This window comes from Streptomyces kronopolitis (assembly GCF_014646275.1).
Lineage (GTDB): Bacteria > Actinomycetota > Actinomycetes > Streptomycetales > Streptomycetaceae > Streptomyces > Streptomyces kronopolitis.
Map to the genome: position 1 here is coordinate 13,720 of NZ_BMND01000014.1, position 17,690 is coordinate 31,409.

At 69.9% G+C, this 17,690-nt stretch carries 14 protein-coding genes and 2 tRNA genes; 5 read left to right on the forward strand and 11 right to left on the reverse strand.

Features of this window, described 5'->3' with window-relative positions; genetic code table 11:
- Positions 1-48: 48 nt before the first annotated feature.
- The 3 genes from IEY78_RS17020 to IEY78_RS17030 form a co-directional block, all read right to left on the reverse strand.
- Complete coding sequence (locus tag IEY78_RS17020; protein WP_189099135.1) at positions 49-393, reverse strand: DUF4233 domain-containing protein; 345 nt, start codon at positions 391-393, stop codon at positions 49-51.
- Positions 394-395: 2 nt separating this feature from the next.
- Positions 396-1,910, reverse strand: coding sequence for a bifunctional tetrahydrofolate synthase/dihydrofolate synthase (folC, locus tag IEY78_RS17025; protein ID WP_189099137.1), 1,515 nt, complete (start codon positions 1,908-1,910; stop codon positions 396-398).
- Between the two features lie 154 nt (positions 1,911-2,064).
- The gene (locus tag IEY78_RS17030; RefSeq protein WP_189099139.1) at positions 2,065-3,513 is read right to left on the reverse strand and encodes a peptidoglycan D,D-transpeptidase FtsI family protein; all 1,449 of its coding nucleotides are present in this window, start codon (positions 3,511-3,513) and stop codon (positions 2,065-2,067) included.
- 243 nt (positions 3,514-3,756) lie between these two features.
- Here IEY78_RS17030 and IEY78_RS17035 point away from each other — a divergent pair, with 243 nt between their 5' ends.
- Positions 3,757-4,986: a hypothetical protein gene (locus IEY78_RS17035; RefSeq protein ID WP_189099319.1), complete on the forward strand. Its 1,230-nt coding sequence runs from the start codon at positions 3,757-3,759 to the stop codon at positions 4,984-4,986.
- Here IEY78_RS17035 and IEY78_RS17040 read toward each other — a convergent pair.
- Complete coding sequence (locus IEY78_RS17040; RefSeq protein ID WP_189099147.1) at positions 4,952-7,600, reverse strand: valine--tRNA ligase; 2,649 nt, start codon at positions 7,598-7,600, stop codon at positions 4,952-4,954. The genes IEY78_RS17035 and IEY78_RS17040 overlap by 35 nt on opposite strands.
- A gap of 190 nt (positions 7,601-7,790) precedes the next feature.
- Between IEY78_RS17040 and IEY78_RS17045 the strand changes: the two genes are divergently transcribed.
- Positions 7,791-8,756, forward strand: a complete 966-nt coding sequence (locus tag IEY78_RS17045) for a hypothetical protein (RefSeq protein ID WP_189099149.1) — start codon at positions 7,791-7,793, stop codon at positions 8,754-8,756.
- Between the two features lie 87 nt (positions 8,757-8,843).
- On the opposite strand, the gene clpX is transcribed toward IEY78_RS17045, so the two are convergent.
- From clpX to IEY78_RS17070, 5 genes are all read right to left on the reverse strand, one after another.
- Positions 8,844-10,127 (reverse strand): ATP-dependent Clp protease ATP-binding subunit ClpX, encoded by a 1,284-nt coding sequence (gene clpX / locus IEY78_RS17050; RefSeq protein ID WP_189099151.1) that lies wholly within the window; start codon positions 10,125-10,127, stop codon positions 8,844-8,846.
- 170 nt (positions 10,128-10,297) lie between these two features.
- A complete protein-coding gene (locus IEY78_RS17055) occupies positions 10,298-10,975 on the reverse strand; it encodes an ATP-dependent Clp protease proteolytic subunit (protein WP_086718396.1) in 678 nt (225 codons plus the stop codon).
- A 65-nt stretch (positions 10,976-11,040) separates the two neighbouring features.
- Positions 11,041-11,643: an ATP-dependent Clp protease proteolytic subunit gene (locus IEY78_RS17060; RefSeq protein ID WP_030283915.1), complete on the reverse strand. Its 603-nt coding sequence runs from the start codon at positions 11,641-11,643 to the stop codon at positions 11,041-11,043.
- 287 nt (positions 11,644-11,930) lie between these two features.
- A complete protein-coding gene (gene tig, locus IEY78_RS17065; RefSeq protein WP_189099153.1) occupies positions 11,931-13,313 on the reverse strand; it encodes a trigger factor in 1,383 nt (460 codons plus the stop codon).
- A 233-nt stretch (positions 13,314-13,546) separates the two neighbouring features.
- A tRNA-Pro gene (locus tag IEY78_RS17070) sits at positions 13,547-13,623 on the reverse strand.
- 182 nt (positions 13,624-13,805) lie between these two features.
- On the opposite strand from IEY78_RS17070, the gene IEY78_RS17075 reads away from it, so the two are divergent.
- Both IEY78_RS17075 and IEY78_RS17080 read left to right on the forward strand, forming a co-directional pair.
- Positions 13,806-13,876 (forward strand) — tRNA-Gly (locus IEY78_RS17075).
- Positions 13,877-13,987: 111 nt separating this feature from the next.
- A complete protein-coding gene (locus IEY78_RS17080) occupies positions 13,988-14,368 on the forward strand; it encodes an arsenate reductase family protein (RefSeq protein WP_189099155.1) in 381 nt (126 codons plus the stop codon).
- A gap of 49 nt (positions 14,369-14,417) precedes the next feature.
- Here IEY78_RS17080 and IEY78_RS17085 read toward each other — a convergent pair whose 3' ends face one another.
- Positions 14,418-14,612 carry a hypothetical protein gene (locus IEY78_RS17085; RefSeq protein WP_030415520.1) on the reverse strand — a complete coding sequence of 65 codons (195 nt, stop codon included), beginning with the start codon at positions 14,610-14,612 and terminating at the stop codon, positions 14,418-14,420.
- A gap of 603 nt (positions 14,613-15,215) precedes the next feature.
- Between IEY78_RS17085 and IEY78_RS17090 the strand changes: the two genes are divergently transcribed.
- Positions 15,216-16,379, forward strand: coding sequence for an acyltransferase family protein (locus tag IEY78_RS17090; RefSeq protein WP_189099157.1), 1,164 nt, complete (start codon positions 15,216-15,218; stop codon positions 16,377-16,379).
- 69 nt (positions 16,380-16,448) lie between these two features.
- On the opposite strand, the gene IEY78_RS17095 is transcribed toward IEY78_RS17090, so the two are convergent.
- Positions 16,449-17,594 carry a PP2C family protein-serine/threonine phosphatase gene (locus IEY78_RS17095; protein ID WP_189099159.1) on the reverse strand — a complete coding sequence of 382 codons (1,146 nt, stop codon included), beginning with the start codon at positions 17,592-17,594 and terminating at the stop codon, positions 16,449-16,451.
- Between the last annotated feature and the right edge of the window lie 96 nt (positions 17,595-17,690).

Here is a 17,690-nt window from a genome sequence, read left to right on the forward strand (position 1 = left end):
GCCGCGGAACGCGCCCCCGGGAGGTGCTCCGCGGGGGCGCGTCGCGGGTCAGCCCGCGGTCGTGGCCTCGGCCGCCCAATGGGCCTTCGCCGCATCGATCTTGCGGCCGTAGTGGACCGACGCCCACCACAGGGCCGCGAAGACCCCGCCGAGGAAGAACATCGTGGGGATCACGAAGCCGCTGGCGATCAGGGCGAGCTGCAGCAGCCAGCCGAGCTGGACACCACCCGGACGGGTCAGCATCCCGCACAGCAGGAGGCTCAGCAGCATCGCGATCCCGCTGACCGTCCAGATCGTGGCCGTCGGGAGGTCGGACATCTGCATCGCCACCAGGCCGGCGAAGCCGATGACGAAGAATTCACCTATCAGGGTGCTCGCACACAGCGTGCGCACGGTCAGCCCCTTCCCATCAGCAGCCGGGCCTCGCCGACCGTGATCACCGAACCGGTCACCAGCACCCCGGCGCCGGAGAACTCGCCCTCCTCCTCGGCGAGGGTGATCGCCACCTCCAGGGCGTCGTCGAGCCGCGGCTCGACCTGCACCCGCTCGGCGCCGAAGACCTCGACCGCCACGGCCGCCAGCTCGTCCGGGTCCATCGCACGATGGCTGGAATTACGCGTCACCACGACCTCGGCGAAGATCGGCTCGAAGGCCTCCAGGAAACCCCGGACGTCCTTGTCCGCGCTGGCGCCGACGACGCCCACCAGCCGGCTGAAGCCGAAGGCCTCGGTGACCGCCTCGGCGGCCGCCCCGGCACCGGCCGGGTTGTGCGCCGCGTCCAGCACTACCGTGGGGCTGCGCCGCACGACCTCCATCCGGCCGGGCGAGGTGACGGCGGCGAACGCGGAGCGGATGGTGTCGAGGTCGAGCGTGCGGGCGTGCTCCGAGCCGACGCCGAAGAAGGCCTCCACCGCGGCGAGCGCCACCGCGGCGTTGTGCGCCTGGTGGGCGCCGTACAGCGGGAGGAAGATCTCCGGGTACTCGCCGCCCAGCCCGCGCAGGGTCAGCATCTGGCCGCCGACCGCGACCTCGCGGGAGATGACCCCGAACTCCATGCCCTCGCGGGCGACCGTGGCGTCCACCTCGACCGCGCGCTTGAGCATCACCGACGCCGCGTCCACCGGCTGCTGGGCCAGGACGACCGTGGCGTCCTTCTTGATGATCCCGGACTTCTCGCCGGCGATCTGCTCGGGCGTCTCCCCCAGCCGGTCGGTGTGGTCCAGGGAGATGGGGGTGATCACGGCGACATCGCCGTCGATGACGTTGGTCGCGTCCCAGGTGCCGCCCATGCCGACCTCGACGACCGCGATGTCCACGGGGGTGTCCGCGAAGGCGGCGTACGCCATCGCCGTCAGCACCTCGAAGAACGACAGGCGGTACTCCTGCTGGGCGTCGACCATCTCCACATACGGGGCGATGTCGCGGTAGGTCTCGATGAACCGCTCGGCGGAGATCGGCTCGGCGTCCAGGCTGATCCGCTCGGTGATCGACTGGACGTGCGGGCTGGTGTAGCGGCCGGTGCGCAGCTCGAAGGCGGACAGCAGGGCCTCGATCATCCGGGCCGTGCTGGTCTTGCCGTTGGTACCGGTGATGTGGATGGACGGATACGCCCGTTGGGGCGAGCCGAGGATGTCCAGCAGCGCCGCGATGCGCTGCACCGACGGGTCGAGCTTGGTCTCGCCCCAGCGGCCGGCCAGCTCCTCCTCGACCCCGCGCAGCGCGCGGTCGACCTCGGGGTCGGCCGGACGGGCCGGGATCCCGTCCCCCTGCGGCGGCCCGGCCTGGGCGCGCAGGGTCCGGCTGCCGGCCTCGATCACCGCGAGATCGGGGTCTTTGTCGGTCTCCGTCTCGACCATGTCGTCGAAGGCGTCGTTCGGGTCGGGGTCGTCATTTTCGGGGCGCTCGCTCACGCCGACCAGTCTACGAGGCCCCTCCGACAGCGGTGCGCTGAGCTGCCCGCGCCGAGACCGCGCCGTCACCCCGCGGCCGGCCGGCCCGGCAGGGGCCGGGATCAGCCCCGGCCGGGGCCCGGATCCCGGGCGCCCGGCCGGCGCCGCGCCGCCGCTACTGCAGTGCCGCCTTCATCATGGCCCGCGCGATCGGGCCCGCCAGACCGTTGCCGGAGACCTCGTTGCGGGCGGCGTGCCCGTCCTCGACCATCACGGCCACCGCCACCTGGTGCCCCTTGCCGTCCTCGGCGTACGAGACGAACCAGGCGTAGGGCGTACCGCTGTTGTCCACGCCGTGCTGGGCGGTACCGGTCTTGGCGCCGACGGTCAGTCCGTCGATCTTCGCGCCGGCCCCGGTGCCCTTGTCCACCACCGTCTGCATGGCCGACCGCAGCTGCTCCGCCGTGCGCCCCGACATCGCCTTGCGGTAGGTCTTCGGGGAGTTCTCCTGCACGGTGTTGCCGCCGCCGTCGGTCAGCTTGTCGACCAGCTGCGGGGTCTTCAGCTCGCCGCCGTTCTGGATGGCCGCGGAGACCATCGCCATCTGGAGCGGGGTCGCCTGGTCGTTGAACTGGCCGATGCCGGACAGGGCGGTCTGCGCGTCGTCCATGTCACCGGGGAAGACGCTCTTGGCGGCCCGCACCGGGGTGTCGACCTTGCCGTCGTTGAAGCCGAGCTTCTCGGCCTGCGCCTTCACCTTGTCCTTGCCCAGGTCCACGGCCATCTTCCCGAAGACGGTGTTGCAGGAGTACTGGAGCGCGGTGCGGATGTTCGCGTTCTTGCAGGGCGCGGAGGCGTTCTCGTTGGGGAGCTTCTTGCTGGTGTGCGGGAGGGTGTACGGGTCGGGACTGTCGGTGGGCTCGTCCACCGAGGAGTACAGGCCGTTCTCCAGCGCGGCCGCCGCCACCACCAGCTTGAAGGTGGAGCCGGGCGGCAGCGGCTGCCGCAGCGCCCGGTTGACCTCGGGGCTGTCCGGGTCGTCGGACAGCTTCTGCCACGCCTTCTGGTCGGCGCCCGAGGACCCGGCGAACTTCCCGGGGTCGTACGAGGGCGTGCTGACCATCCCGAGGATCCGCCCGGTGGCCGGGTCCATCGCGACGGCCGCGCCCTTCTTGCCCCCCAGCGCCCGGTAGCCGGCCTGCTGCACCTTCGGGTCGATGGTGGTGGCCACGTCGCCGCCCTTGGCGCGCTCGCGGGTCAGCGCGTCGACCGGGCTCTGCAGCCGGCTGTCGGAGCCGTCGAGCAGGTCGCCGTAGAGGCTCTCCAGCTGGTTGCTCCCGTAGATCTGCGAGGTGAAGCCGGTCACCGGCGCGTACATCGGGCCGTCCTTGTACGTCCGCTTGTACTTGAGCGTCGAGTCGGTCGCGGCGGAGCCGGTGACCGGCTCCCCGCCGACGAGGATGTTGCCCAGCGGCGCGGAGTACTTGCCGATCGCGACCCGCGGATTGTGCGGGTCCTCCTTGTAGTCACTGGCCTTGGCCCCCTGGATCCAGGTGGCCCAGCCCATCAGTGCGAGGATCAGTGCGAGACAGAAGATCGCGGCCCGTCGCAGGGGTTTGTTCACGGTGCGCGGCTCCTCCGTACGGGACGTGCGGTACGGCCGGAACGTCTGTATTCCGGCATTTCCGGTCCACCGTGCCTCGCCTTCATGAGAGGGCCATGAGAACGGCCGCCGCACCGCTCCGGGGCAACTTCCGGCCGCGTTCGCCCCTCTTCCACGGCGGGCTGTGGGCCGCCCCCGATGATCACCGCGCTGCGCGGACGGAAAGGCAGGAGCTGAGGACGGGTGCCGGCAATCAGTCAGCGGATGCATTTGGTCCTGCTCAGCGCCTGGACCGTGCTGTGGTTCGTCCTCGTGGAACCGCACGGCGGGTTCTCCTGGCACTACCTGCACACCGGCGGACAGCTGATCTACCAGGACACCTCGGACCACGGCACCGGCGGGCTCAACCTCTACGCGCACCACCCCGAGCTCCAGATGGGCCCGCTCAGCTTTCTGGCCGCCGGGCTGTTCAACCCGTTCCCCGAGGTCACCGGCCAGTTTCTGGCCGCCGCCCTGATGTCGCTGCTCGGCCTGGTCATCGTGGTGCTGGCCGGCCGCAGCGCCGCCCACCACTTCCTGGGCACCGGCACCAACCACCAGCGGCTGCGGCAGCGCGTGCTGATCGCCGGGCTGGCCTTCATCCCCATGTGGATCGAGGTCGCGGTCCGCTTCGGGCATCTCGACGACGTCCTCGCGCTGTTCTTCACCACCCTCGCGGTCCGCGCCGTCACCCGCGGCGACGCCGCCCTCACCGGCGTCTTCCTCGCCCTCGCGATGGACTCCAAGCCCACCGCCCTCGCCTTCCTCCCGCTGCTGCTCGCGCTGCCGCGGGAGAAGTGGCTGCGGGCCGGGCTGTGGTGCGCGGGCCTGGTCGCCGTCGCCTGGCTGCCCTTCTTCCTGGGCGACTCGCACTCCTTCGCCGCAGCGCGGTTCGCCATCCCGAACCAGCCGGCGTCCGCCCTGCGCTGGCTGGGCGTCGGCGACCCGAGGACGCCCGGCTGGGACCGCCCCGCCCAGGCCGCGCTGGGGCTCGCGCTGGGCGCCCTCGCGGTCTGGCGCGGCCGCTGGGCGGCGGTGGTGCTGCTGGGCGCCAATGCCCGGATCGTGCTCGACCCGAGCGTCTACACGTACTACACGGCGTCCGTGCTGCTGGGCACCCTGCTCTGGGACGTCATCGGCCAGCGCCGGCTGGTGCCCTGGTGGAGCTGGCTGGGCTTGCTCGTCCTCTACGGCAGCGTCTTCGCCGTTCCCGACGACGCCGCCCGGGGCCTGATCCGGCTGGCCTTCGTGGCCGTCTCGACGGCGTATGTGCTGCTCTGGCCGGTGCGCGAACGCGGCAGCCGGGGACGGGGGACGGGCCGGGGACGGCGCAGGCCCCCCGCCCGTACGGACGAGGGGCCTGCGTACAGCGCTCCCGGGGCGGGCCGCCCGGATCCCGGACCGCGGCCGGGCCCGGCGGCTACGCCTGGGGCAGGGCCGCCAGCTGCGCGGTGATCCGGACGATGTCCGCCTCCGCGGCCGCCAGCCGGACCCGGATCTTGTCCACGACCTGCTCCGGCGCCTTGGCGAGGAACGCCTCGTTGCCGAGCTTGCCGGTGGCCTGCGCCTTCTCCTTCTCCGCCGCGGCCAGGTCCTTCGTCAGCCGCTTGCGCTCCGCCTCGACGTCGATCGCGCCGGAGAGGTCCAGGGCCACCGTCGCGCCCGCGACCGGCAGCGAAGCGGTCGCGCTGAAGCCCTCACCTGCCGGCTGCAGCCGCAGCAGCGAGCGCATCGCGGCCTCGTGCGCGGCCAGCGCCGTACCGGACAGCTCCAGCCGCGCCGGGACCTTCTGGCCGGGCTGCAGCCCCTGGTCGGAGCGGAAGCGCCGGACCTCGGTGACCACCTGCTGGACGGTCTCGATCTCCCGCTCGGCCGCCTCGTCCCGGAAGCCGCCCGGGGCGTCCGCCCCCGCAACGAGCACAGCCTTCGGCCAGTCGGCGATCACGACCGACTCACCACCGGTCAGCGTCGTCCACAGGGTCTCGGTGACGAACGGCACGATCGGGTGCAGCAGCCGCAGCGTGACGTCCAGCACCTCGCCCAGCACCCGGCGCGAGGCCTCTGCGGCCGGGCCGCCCGCCATGAACGTCGTCTTGGACAGCTCGACGTACCAATCGAAGACCTCGTCCCAGGCGAAGTGGAAGAGGGTGTCCGACAGCTTCGCGAACTGGTAGTCGTCGTAGTACGCGTCGACCTCGGCGACGACCGAGTTCAGCCGGGAGAGGATCCACCGGTCGGTCGCCGACAGCTGCTCGGCGGGCGGGAGTTCGCCCTCCACCGTCGCGCCGTTCATCAGCGCGAAGCGGGTGGCGTTCCAGATCTTGTTGGCGAAGTTGCGCGAGCCCTGGACCCAGTCCTCGCCGATCGGGACGTCGACCCCCGGGTTCGCCCCGCGCGCCAGCGTGAACCGGACGGCGTCCGAGCCGTAGGCGTCCATCCAGTCCAGCGGATTGACCGCGTTCCCGAAGGACTTGGACATCTTCTTGCCGAACTGGTCGCGGACCATGCCGTGCAGCGCGATGGTGTGGAACGGCGGGGTGCCGTCCATCGCGTACAGCCCGAACATCATCATCCGGGCGACCCAGAAGAAGAGGATGTCGTAGCCGGTGACCAGGACGGAGTTCGGGTAGAACTTCTCGACGCTCGGGGTCTGCTCGGGCCAGCCGAGCGTGGAGAACGGCCACAGCCCGGAGGAGAACCAGGTGTCCAGGACATCGGTGTCCTGCGTCCAGCCCTCGCCGGTGGGCGCCTCGTCGTCCGGTCCGACGCAGACGACCTCGCCGTTCGGGCCGTACCAGACGGGAATCCGGTGGCCCCACCACAACTGCCGTGAGATGCACCAGTCGTGGAGGTTGTCGACCCAGCCGAAGTAGCGGGACTCCATCTCCTTGGGGTGGATGGCGACCTTGCCGTCGCGGACCGCGTCACCCGCGGCCTGCGCCAGCGGACCGACCTTGACCCACCACTGCATGGACAGCCGCGGCTCGATGGTGGTCTTGCAGCGCGAGCAGTGCCCGACGGAGTGGGTGTACGGGCGCTTCTCGGCGACGATCCGGCCCTCGGCGCGCAGCGCGCCGACGATCGCGGAGCGGGCCTCGAAGCGGTCCAGGCCCTGGAAGGGGCCGTGCGCCGTGATGACGCCGCGCTCGTCGAGGACGGCGAGGTTGGGCAGGTCGTGCCGGCGGCCGATCTCGAAGTCGTTGGGGTCGTGGGCCGGGGTGACCTTGACCGCGCCGGTGCCGAACTCCGGGTCGACGTGCTCGTCGGCGACGACCGGGATCCGGCGGCCGGTCAGCGGCAACTCGATCTCGGTGCCGACGAGATGGGCGTAGCGCCCGTCCTCGGGGTGGACCGCGACGGCGGTGTCGCCGAGCATCGTCTCGGCGCGGGTGGTCGCCACGACGATGGAGTTCTCGCCCTCGCCGTAGCGGATGGAGACCAGCTCGCCGTCGTCGTCCTGGTACTCGACCTCGATGTCCGAGATCGCGGTCAGGCAGCGCGGGCACCAGTTGATGATGCGCTCGGCGCGGTAGATCAACTCGTCGTCGTAGAGCCGCTTGAAGATCGTCTGGACGGCCTTGGACAGGCCCTCGTCCATCGTGAAGCGCTCGCGCGACCAGGCGACGCCGTCGCCGAGCCGGCGCATCTGGCCGGAGATCTGACCGCCGGACTCGCCCTTCCACTGCCAGACCCGCTCGACGAAGGCCTCGCGGCCCAGGTCGTGCCGGGAGACGCCCTCCTTGGCGAGCTCGCGCTCGACGACGTTCTGGGTGGCGATGCCGGCGTGGTCCATGCCCGGCTGCCAGAGCGTCTCGTAGCCCTGCATGCGCTTGCGGCGGGTGAGGGCGTCGATCAGCGTGTGCTCGAAGGCGTGCCCCAGGTGCAGGGAGCCGGTGACGTTCGGCGGCGGGATGACGATCGTGTACGGCGGCTTGTCGCTCTTCTCGTCCGCCTCGAAGTAGCCCCGCTCTACCCAGCGCTCGTACAGCGGCCCCTCTACCTCGGCCGGCGTGTACTGAGTCGGCAGTTCGGGGGCGCTGTGGTTGCTCTGCTGAGTGTTCTCGGTCACGACGCACAGTGTACGGGCGCGGATGTCGCGGCTTCGAATCGGTTTCGCCCCCGGGGCCGCGGCTGTCGGCGGCGTCGTACAGGATGTCCGCAGCGCGCGAACATCGCCGCACGTCACACCCAGAACTCCACACCCAGAACTTCACACGCAGAACTCAACTGTCTTCAGTTGTCACGAGGGGAACCGCTCCATGAGCTTCAACCAGCCGCCTCCCGGCCCGTACGGCCAGCAGCCCCCGCAGCCGGGCCCGTACGGCCAGCCGCCGCAGCCGCCGGCCCCGCAGCCGGGCTACGGCTACCCGCAGCAGGGCGGCCCGGTCCCGGGGCAGCAGGGTTACGGCTACCCGCAGCAGGTTCCCCAGCAGGGCTACGGCTACCCCCAGCAGGGCTACGGCTACCCCCAGCAGCCCGCCCAGCCCGGATACGGCCAGCAGGCGCCGTACGGCGGCCAGCAGACGCCCTACGGCATGATCCCCCAGGGCGCCCCGGAGTCCGGCGGCAACGGCAAGAGGATCGGCCTGATCGCCGGCGCCGTCGTGGTGGTCGCGGCCATCGGCATCGGCGCCTACTTCGTCTTCGGCTCGGGCGGCGACGTGGCCCCCTACACGATTTCCCTCCCGGACAAGCTGCTGAGCGGGGAGTACAGCAAGGCCCTCGGCTCCCCCGCCGGCGCCGTCAAGGACGTCTCGAACGACAAGGACGCCAAGGCGATGGGGATCACGGACAGCAAGGCGGTCTCCGGCAAGTACGCCAACGTCGCCAAGCTCCAGCTGAACGTGGGCGGGGTCTACGGCAAGGTCGCCGACCCCGAGTCGGCCGTGAACCAGGCGTTCGCCAGGCTGGAGGAGGACCAGAACAAGAACTCGGCCGGCCAGGGCTTCAAGATCGAGACGGTCTCCGGTCCCACCGCGTACTCGCCGAACGGCTTCGACGGCGCGATCATGAAGTGCAAGGAGCAGAAGCTCTCCGCCGCCCAGGGGGGCGTGAACGTGGCGGTGAACTTCTCGATGTGCATCTGGGGCGACAGCAGCGCCATCGGCACGGTCTCGGTGGTCCCGACCCCCTCGCCCAGCGGGGAGAGCGGGAAGGCGCCCAGCGCCGAGCAGCTGTCGGAGATGACCGCGAAGGTGCGTACCGAGGTCCGCAAGGAGAAGTGACCGCGGCCCGCACGACGGGGCCGTACGACGGGAGCCGCCCGGCAGCAGCTGCTGCCGGGCGGCTCCCGTGCGGGTGGGGCGGAGCGGCTAGGCGCTCTTCTCCTGCGGCTCCCCGGAGTCGCCGCGGTTGCGCGGGACCAGGGTGGGGTTCACGTTCGAGTGGACGACGTCCTCGGTGATGACGACGCGGGCCACGTCCTTGCGGGACGGGATCTCGTACATCACCGCCTGGAGGACCTCCTCCATGATGGCGCGCAGTCCGCGGGCGCCGGTGCCGCGCAGGATGGCCTGGTCGGCGATGGCCTCCAGCGCCGGGCGGTCGAAGTCCAGCTCGACACCGTCGAGTTCGAAGAGGCGCTTGTACTGCTTGACGAGCGCGTTGCGCGGCTCGACCAGGATCTGCAGCAGGGCCTCGCGGTCGAGGTTGTGGACCGAGGTGAGGACGGGGAGGCGGCCGATGAACTCCGGGATCATCCCGAACTTCACCATGTCCTCCGGCATGACGTCCTGGAGCTGGTCCTTGGACTCGATCTCGCGCTTGGAGCGGATCGTGGCGCCGAAGCCGATGCCCTTGGCGCCGGACCGGGACTCGATGATCTTCTCCAGGCCGGCGAAGGCACCGCCCACGATGAACAGCACGTTGGTGGTGTCGATCTGGATGAATTCCTGGTGGGGGTGCTTGCGGCCGCCCTGCGGCGGGACCGAGGCGGTGGTGCCCTCCAGGATCTTCAGCAGGGCCTGCTGGACGCCCTCACCGGAGACATCGCGGGTGATCGACGGGTTCTCGCTCTTGCGGGCGACCTTGTCGATCTCGTCGATGTAGATGATGCCGGTCTCGGCCTTCTTGATGTCGAAGTCCGCGGCCTGGATCAGCTTGAGGAGGATGTTCTCGACGTCCTCGCCGACATAGCCGGCCTCGGTGAGCGCCGTGGCGTCGGCGAACGCGAAGGGGACGTTGAGCATCCGGGCGAGGGTCTGGGCGAGCAGCGTCTTGCCGGAGCCGGTGGGGCCCAGCAGCAGGATGTTGGACTTGGCGAGCTCGATGCCCTCCTCGCCGCGCCCGGGGCCGTTCTCGCCCGCCTGCACCCGCTTGTAGTGGTTGTAGACGGCGACCGACAGCGCCTTCTTGGCGGGGTCCTGGCCGACGACATAGCCGTTCAGGAACTCGTAGATCTCCCGCGGCTTGGGGAGCTCCTCCCACCGCACCTCGGAGGTCTCGGCGAGCTCCTCCTCGATGATTTCGTTGCAGAGGTCGATGCACTCGTCGCAGATGTACACACCAGGTCCCGCGATGAGCTTCTTCACCTGCTTCTGACTCTTTCCGCAGAATGAGCACTTGAGCAGGTCGCCGCCGTCACCGATGCGTGCCACGAGGTGCTTCCCCTTCGCCTGGGATCCGTATTGCTCCACGGACCCGGGTGCTTGCCTATCGACGGTACCTTGCCGGGCCCCCCGTACGGGCCCCCCTTGGACCGACTCGGTTTCACTCGATCCCGACCCGGTCCAAGGGGGCAACGCTCCGGCTCACATTGCGAAGATCGTCAGCCGATCGACACGGAGGACTTCCGGGTCGAGACGATCTGGTCGACCAGACCGTACGCCAGGGACTCCTCCGCCGTCAGAATCTTGTCACGCTCGATATCGTCACGGATCTTCTCGACCGGCGTGGAGGAGTGCTTGGCCAGCAGGTCCTCCAGCTGCGAGCGCATCCGCAGGATCTCGTTGGCGGCGATCTCCAGGTCGGAGACCTGGCCGCGGCCGGTCTCGCTGTAGGGCTGGTGGATCAGCACCCGGGCGTTCGGCAGCGCCATCCGCTTGCCGGGCGTGCCGGCGGCGAGCAGCACGGCCGCGGCGGAGGCCGCCTGGCCCATGCAGACCGTCTGGATGTCCGGCTTCACGAACTGCATCGTGTCGTAGATGGCCGTGAGCGCCGTGAACGAACCGCCGGGGCTGTTGATGTAGATGGAGATGTCCCGGTCCGGGTCCATCGACTCCAGGCACAGCAGCTGGGCCATGACGTCGTTGGCCGAGGCGTCGTCGATCTGCACGCCGAGGAAGATCACGCGCTCCTCGAACAGCTTCGCGTACGGGTCGTACTCGCGCACGCCCTGCGAGGTGCGCTCGACGAAGCGCGGGACGATGTAGCGGGACTCGGCACGCGGGCCGGAAAACTCGGACTCCGCGCCCTGGGAGAGGCCGCTGCCGGGGAAGTTGTTCATCGTGGTGTTCACCGTCCTGGTGGCGATCAAGTGGGCTGGGGGCTGTGGGGCGAGTGGTACGGGGCTCAGGCCCCGGTGCCGCCCCCGCCCGGAACGCCGGCGGCGGAGGTCATCACATCGTCGATCAGGCCGTATTCCTTGGCCTCGTCGGCGGAGAACCAGCGGTCGCGGTCCGAGTCCTGCGTGATCCGCTCGACGGTCTGGCCGGTGTGGAAGGCCGTGAGCTCCGCCATCCGCTTCTTGGTGTGCAGCAGCCGCTCGGCGTGGATCTTGATGTCCGACGCGGAACCCGCCAGGCCCGCGGAGGGCTGGTGGATGAGGATCTCGGCGTTCGGGAGCGCGAAGCGCTTGCCCGGGGTGCCGGCGCTCAGCAGGAACTGGCCCATGGAGGCGGCGAGGCCCATCGCGATCGTCACCACGTCGTTCTTGATGTACTGCATGGTGTCGTAGATCGCCAAGCCGGCCGAGATCGAGCCGCCCGGGGAGTTGATGTAGAGGAAGATGTCCTTGTCCGGGTCCGCGGCCAGGAGAAGCAGCTGCGCGGTGATCTTGTTGGCGATGTCGTCGTCGACCGGCTGGCCGAGGAAGATGATCCGCTCGCCGAGCAGCCGGTTGTAGACCTGGTCGCCGAGGCCACCGAAGGTCGGCTCAGCGGCGGCGGAAGGCATCGGGATCGTCACGTGTCCACCTGCTCGTTGTCGGACGGCTCAGGCCGTCTCAGCGTCGTCTTCTGGGGCGTGGGGAGTGGCGCCGTGTAGGGGTCCGGCGCGGATTCAGCAACTCCCCTGCCCTCGTATCTACGGACCCTAACGCGCAGGTCGGACAACGCCATCCCGCATCGATATCTGTTCGCTGTGAGCGCAGGCTCACCGGCCGGTTACGACATACGGGCCCGAACACGCGGGCGTGCGTGTTCGGGCCCGTCACAGCCGGTCGGCGCCGCGGCGCCGGAGGCTCAGGCCTCGGGCTTCTCGTCGCCCTCGGTCTCGGCAGCCTCGGTGGCCTCGACCGTCTCGGCGGTCTCGTCCTCGTCGTCGAGGTCGATGACCTCGCCGTTGCTGTCCTTGACCGTGGCGGCCTCGACGACGACCGCGAGGGCCTTGCCGCGGGCGACCTCACCGACGAGCATCGGCACCTGGCCGCCCTCGACGACGGCCTGGGCGAACTGGTCGGGGGACATGCCGGAGGACTGCGCGCGGCGCATGAGGTGCTCGGTGAGCTCCTCCTGGCTGACGTTCAGCTTCTCCTTGTTGACCAGCTCGTCGAGGAGGAACTGGGTCTTGATGCCCTTCTCCGCCTGCTCCTTGGTCTCGGCGTCGAACTCCTCCTCGCTCTTGCCCTGGATCTCCAGGTACTTGGCGAGGTCGAGGCCCATCTGGCCGAGCTGGTGGTTGACCAGGTTGTGCTTGCGGGTCTGGATCTCGTCCTCGAGCAGCTTCTCGGGCATCGGCACCTCGACGAGCTTGAGCAGCTCGTCCAGGACCTTCTCCTGAGCCTGGGTGGCCTGGTCGTACTTCTTCATCTGCTCGAGGCGCTTGCGGCTGTCCGCGCGCAGCTCCTCGAGGGTGTCGAACTCACTGGCCAGCTGCGCGAAGTCGTCGTCCAGCGCGGGCAGTTCACGGGACTTGATCTCGGTGACCTCGACCGTGACCTCGGCCTCCTTGCCCTCGGCGGAACCGCCCTTGAGCTCGGAGGTGAAGGTGGCGCTGCCGCCGGCCTCGACGCCGGTGACGGCCTCGTCGATGCCGTCGAGCAGCTCACCGGAGCCGACGGTGTAGGTGACGCCCTGGGCGACGCCGTCCTCCAGGACCTCGCCGTCCACCTTGGCCTCGAGGTTCAGCGTCAGGACGTCGCCGTCCTGGGCCGCGCGCTCGACCGGGCTGGTCGTCGCGAAGCGCTCGCGCAGCTGCTCGACGGACTTGTCGATGTCCTCGTCCGACACCTCGACGGCGTCGACCTCGACCTCGATGCCGGAGTAGTCCGGGATCTCGACGGCGGGACGGATGTCGACCTCGGCGGTGAAGGCCAGCAGCTCGCCGTCCTTCAGCTCGGTGATGTCGACCTCGGGCTGGCCGAGGACGTTGAGCTCACCCTCGTTGACCGCTTCGGTGTAGAACTTCGGGAGCGCGTCGTTGACGGCCTCCTCGAGCACGGCGCCGCGACCGAACCGCTGGTCGATGACGCGGGCCGGGATCTTGCCCTGGCGGAAGCCCTTCACCGTGACCTGCTGGTTGATCTTCTTGTACGCCGCGTCGAGGCTGGGCTTGAGCTCCTCGAAGGGCACCTCGACAGTGAGCCGAACCCGAGTCGGGTTCAGGGTCTCCACGGCGCTCTTCACGGTTCGGTCTCCTTGGGGCTGACTTCTGGGGTTCTGCGTGAGATCAGCCTGTGCCCGGCTTATCCGGGTCCGGCCGACCGCGCCCGGTACACAGACACACGGACACGCAGTTTGCATAGTAACCGCAAGGAGGATGACGCCCACAATGTGATCTTGAACAGCCGACGATCCCGCGGCATCGCCAAGGTGGGTGGCAGCGGTGCCCGACGCGAACCGTCGGGCCGACCTGCTGCTGGTCGGGGTGGCCGGATTCGAACCGACGACCTTCCGCTCCCAAAGCGGACGCGCTACCAAGCTGCGCCACACCCCGTCGGTGCGACACGTAGGGTACATGGCCGCAGGCCGTGCGGCCGCACGTTATCGGGGCGTCCGGTGGGTGGCGCGCGGGCAGCGGCGGCGCGGGCGCACCGTCCGCGGGAAGGGATGTGCGGCACACCCCCGCGACCCGCTAGGATGCACTGCGTGCCGAGGTCCCGCGACCGGTCGGCGCTCGCGGGCGTAGCTCAATGGTAGAGCCCTAGTCTTCCAAACTAGCTACGCGGGTTCGATTCCCGTCGCCCGCTCAGATGCGAAACCCCAGGCCCTCCGGCCTGGGGTTTTCTGCTGCCCGGGGCGCCTCGGTGGGCGTCGGGCGCCCTCTTCGCACCGGGTGCCGGGATCCTTAAGCTGGCGCCATGGAGATCTGGCTCAATCCCGCGTGTTCCAAGTGCCGTTCCGCCGTGGAGATCCTCGACGAGGAGGGCGCCCAGTACACCGTGCGGAAATACCTGGAGGACCCGCCGGGCGCCGAGGAACTGCGCGCCGTGCTGCGGCGGCTGGACCTGGAGCCCTGGGACATCACCCGCACCCAGGAGGCCGAGGCCGCGGAGCTGGGACTCGCGGACTGGGAGCGCACCGACGCCGCGCGGGAGCGCTGGATCGCGGCACTGGCGGCGCACCCCCGGCTGATCCAGCGGCCGATCATCACGGCGGACGACGGGTCGGCGCTGGTGGGACGCAGTGCGGAAGCCGTACGCGAGGCCGCGGCGCGGACCGGTGGCGAGGAGACCTCGTAGACCTCGTACGACTGGCCCCGCGTGCGGGGCACGGGAGCCGGCGGTTCACCTAGAAGGTGATGTGGTTGATGGTGTCCGCCAGGGAGTTGAGGAACCGGTTGATGGACGGCGCCATGCCCGTGGAGGCGAGGAAGAAGCCGAACAGTATGGCGACGAGCGCCGGCCCCGCCTTGATGGATTTCCCTCTGATCAGCACGATCAGGATGATCCCCAACAGCAGCACCACAGACAGCGAAAGAGCCACAACTGATCACACCCTCGGTCGGAACGCCTCACCGGCCCGGGAGCATGCCGCGCACACCCCCCTGCACCCATCGTGCCACCAACTCCATGCCCACCGCAGACCGGTGACGAATCATCGGCCAACGCTTTGCCCGATTCCCGACGGGGGTGGCTGCGCCGGACGCGGCGGGAGGTACGGGCGGGCAACGCACGGGCGGCGACGGGTCGGTGGCGGGCTCACGAGGGGCCGGCCGGGCGGTGAATTCTTCCCGCCTGACGCCGCGTCGGCAAATCGCCGCGATCTTTCCCCGGAGCCTCTCGCCCTTTCCCACCGCATGCACGGAAAGAGGAAATTCGTGGCGTCCGTCACTGCTTTAGCCGGCGCCATAAGGGCCTATTAGCATTCAGACATAAGAGTAAGGAGTGGGACATTCCCGCGGAGTCGTTTGCGGGGGATACGGGAGGATTTGAGGGGACGATAGGGGATGAGTCGGACGGGCGCTGACATGCGTCTACCCGGCGCCCGCGGGTTTATCCGTGCCTCATCAACGGCCGTACCAGGGGAAATAAAAAATGCGCAGGCCGCGGTTTTACGCATTCCCCGGCCACCGCTATCGTGCCTCCAATGTTTTCCGCTGCCCCGACACCCCGACGCGTACTCCCCCCTGCCCGGGCGGCGGCGGACTCCGACCGGACGGAGGCGACGGCGGGGCCGTCCGACGGGCCGGAGGGAGCCGCGCCGCCCGCCCCGAAGACCGGTGGCCGCAATCCGTTCTTCGACAACGCGAAGTACCTGGCCATCGTGCTGGTGGCGATGGGCCACTCCTGGGAACCGCTGACCGACGGCAGCCGCGCCGCCGAGGCGCTCTACATGACCGTCTACACGTTCCACATGCCGGCCTTCATCATCATTTCGGGTTACTTCTCCCGCAGCTTCGACATGCGCAAGGACCGGTTGCAGCGGCTGGTGACCGGCGTCGCCGTCCCGTATGTCCTCTTCGAGACCGCCTACGCCTTCTTCAAGCGCTGGGCGGACAACGACCCGGGGCAGCCCATCAGCCTGCTCGACCCGTGGTTCCTGACCTGGTTCCTGGTGGCCCTGTTCATCTGGCGGCTGACCACCCCGCTGTGGCAGATCGTGCGCTGGCCGGTCCCGCTCGCGGTGGCCATCGCCGTCCTCGCGTCCGTCTCCCCCGACATCGGTGACGATCTCGATCTCCAGCGGGTGCTGCAGTTCCTGCCGTTCTTCGTCCTGGGGCTGTCGCTGCGGGCGGAGCACTTCCGGTGGGTGCAGCGGCGGGCGGTGCGGATCGCCTCGGTGCCGATCTTCGCGGCCGCGCTGGTGATGGCCTACTGGGCGGCGCCCCGGATGACCTCGGCGTGGTTCTACCACCGGGACAGCGCCCAGGAGTTGGGCACCACCTGGTGGATCGGTGCCGTGATGACGCTGGCGCTCTTCGGCTGCTCGATCGTGCTGACCGCCTGCTTCTTCTCCTGGGTGCCGACCCGGCACACCTGGTTCACAGTGCTGGGCGCCGGGACGCTGTACGGCTATCTGCTGCACGGCTTCCTGGCCAAGGGCTCGCGGTTCTGGGGCTGGTTCGACGACTACGCCTGGCTGCACTCCCCGCTCGGCGAGGTCGCGGTCACGCTGATCGCGGCGGGTGTCGTGACGGCGCTGTGCACCCCGCCGGTCCGCAGGCTGTTCCGCTTCGCGATGGAGCCGACGATGGCCTGGGCGTTCCGCAAGGACCCGGCCGATTCGGCGCGGGCCCGCGTCAGCGCCTGAGCGCGCGTCCCGGCCCGGCGAATCCCCTGGACGCGGGCCGGGGACCCGGCCCGCGCGGTGCCGTGCGGGTCAGGCGTCCCGGCAGATCAGCAGCAGTGCCCGGTCGTCGTTGACGTCCTTGGCGACGGCCTCGATCAGATGCCAGGCCGCGCCGGCGAAGCCGCCGGCGACATAGCGGTCGGCCTCGCCGGTCAGCCGGTCGATGCCCTCGGCGATGTCCCGGTCGGCGGCCTCGACCAGGCCGTCGGTGAACAGCATCAGCACATCGCCCGTCCGCAGCGTCCCCTTGACCGGGTCGAACTGGGCGCCGTCGTAGACCCCCAGCAGCGGCCCCTCCCCCGACTTCTCCTCCCAGCGGCCGCTGCCGGCGCTGAGCTGGAGGGCGGGCAGATGTCCGGCGGAGAACAGCTCGTAGTCGCCGGATTCCAGGTCGAGGACGAGATGGATGGAGGTCGCGAAGCCCTCGTCCCAGTCCTGGCGCAGGAGGTAGCCGTTGGCGGCGGGCAGGAAGCCGTGCGGCGGCAGCGAGCCCAGCAGGCCGCCGAAGGCGCCGGAGAGCAGCAGTGCGCGGGAGGCCGCGTCCATGCCCTTGCCGGAGACATCGGTCAGCACCACTTCGAGGATGGTGCCGCCGTGGGTGCGCGAGGCCACCACGAAGTCGCCGGAGAAGGACTGCCCGCCGGCCGGGCGCAGGGCCATCTCGTGGTGCCAGCCCCGGGGCAGCGTGGGCAGCTGGCTCTGCACCCGGATCCGCTCGCGCAGGTCGAAGAGCATGGTGCCGCCGCGCCGCCAGGGCACCCCGACCCGGCTGCGGAACTGGGCGATCAGCAGCCCGAAGAAGCCGACCGCGGCGACCACCAGCACCGTGCCCGGAGTGATCCGGTCCGGTCCTTCGTCGTACGGGCCGAACAGCGCGGACTCCACGACCAGCGCGGTCGCCGAGGCGCCGTACAGCACGAGGAGGTTGGCCGGGCGCAGCAGCAGTCCGCCGGCGATGACCGGCAGGACCAGGGCCGTCGGGGCGATCCACTCGGGGAAGCGGAGCGTGCCCGCGGCGATGGCGGGTATGGCCAGGAGCAGGACGGCCAGGGCGAACCGGTCGGAGCCCTCGCCGCGGAAGTAGTCGACCCCGGCCTTGCGCACGCCGATGCGGGCCCGGTGCAGACCTTTGTGCATCCGGGCCGTCAGGGTGTCCGTGCCCTGGCCATGTGTCATTGCTCTCGGACCCTATCCACCCGTTCGGCGGCGCGTCGATTCGCCGCACGACGGCCCGCCCAATTGCCGGGAAACACCGTTCGAAATCCGGTCGCG

Coding starts and splice junctions, on each gene's coding strand:
- IEY78_RS17060 (WP_030283915.1), bottom strand. CDS start 11,643: ATGCCTTCCGCCGCCGCTGAGCCGACCTTCGGTGGCCTCGGCGACCAG.
- IEY78_RS17080 (WP_189099155.1), top strand. CDS start 13,988: ATGGAGATCTGGCTCAATCCCGCGTGTTCCAAGTGCCGTTCCGCCGTG.
- IEY78_RS17055 (WP_086718396.1), bottom strand. CDS start 10,975: ATGAACAACTTCCCCGGCAGCGGCCTCTCCCAGGGCGCGGAGTCCGAG.
- IEY78_RS17045 (WP_189099149.1), top strand. CDS start 7,791: ATGAGCTTCAACCAGCCGCCTCCCGGCCCGTACGGCCAGCAGCCCCCG.
- IEY78_RS17035 (WP_189099319.1), top strand. CDS start 3,757: ATGCATTTGGTCCTGCTCAGCGCCTGGACCGTGCTGTGGTTCGTCCTC.
- IEY78_RS17090 (WP_189099157.1), top strand. CDS start 15,216: ATGTTTTCCGCTGCCCCGACACCCCGACGCGTACTCCCCCCTGCCCGG.
- IEY78_RS17095 (WP_189099159.1), bottom strand. CDS start 17,594: ATGACACATGGCCAGGGCACGGACACCCTGACGGCCCGGATGCACAAA.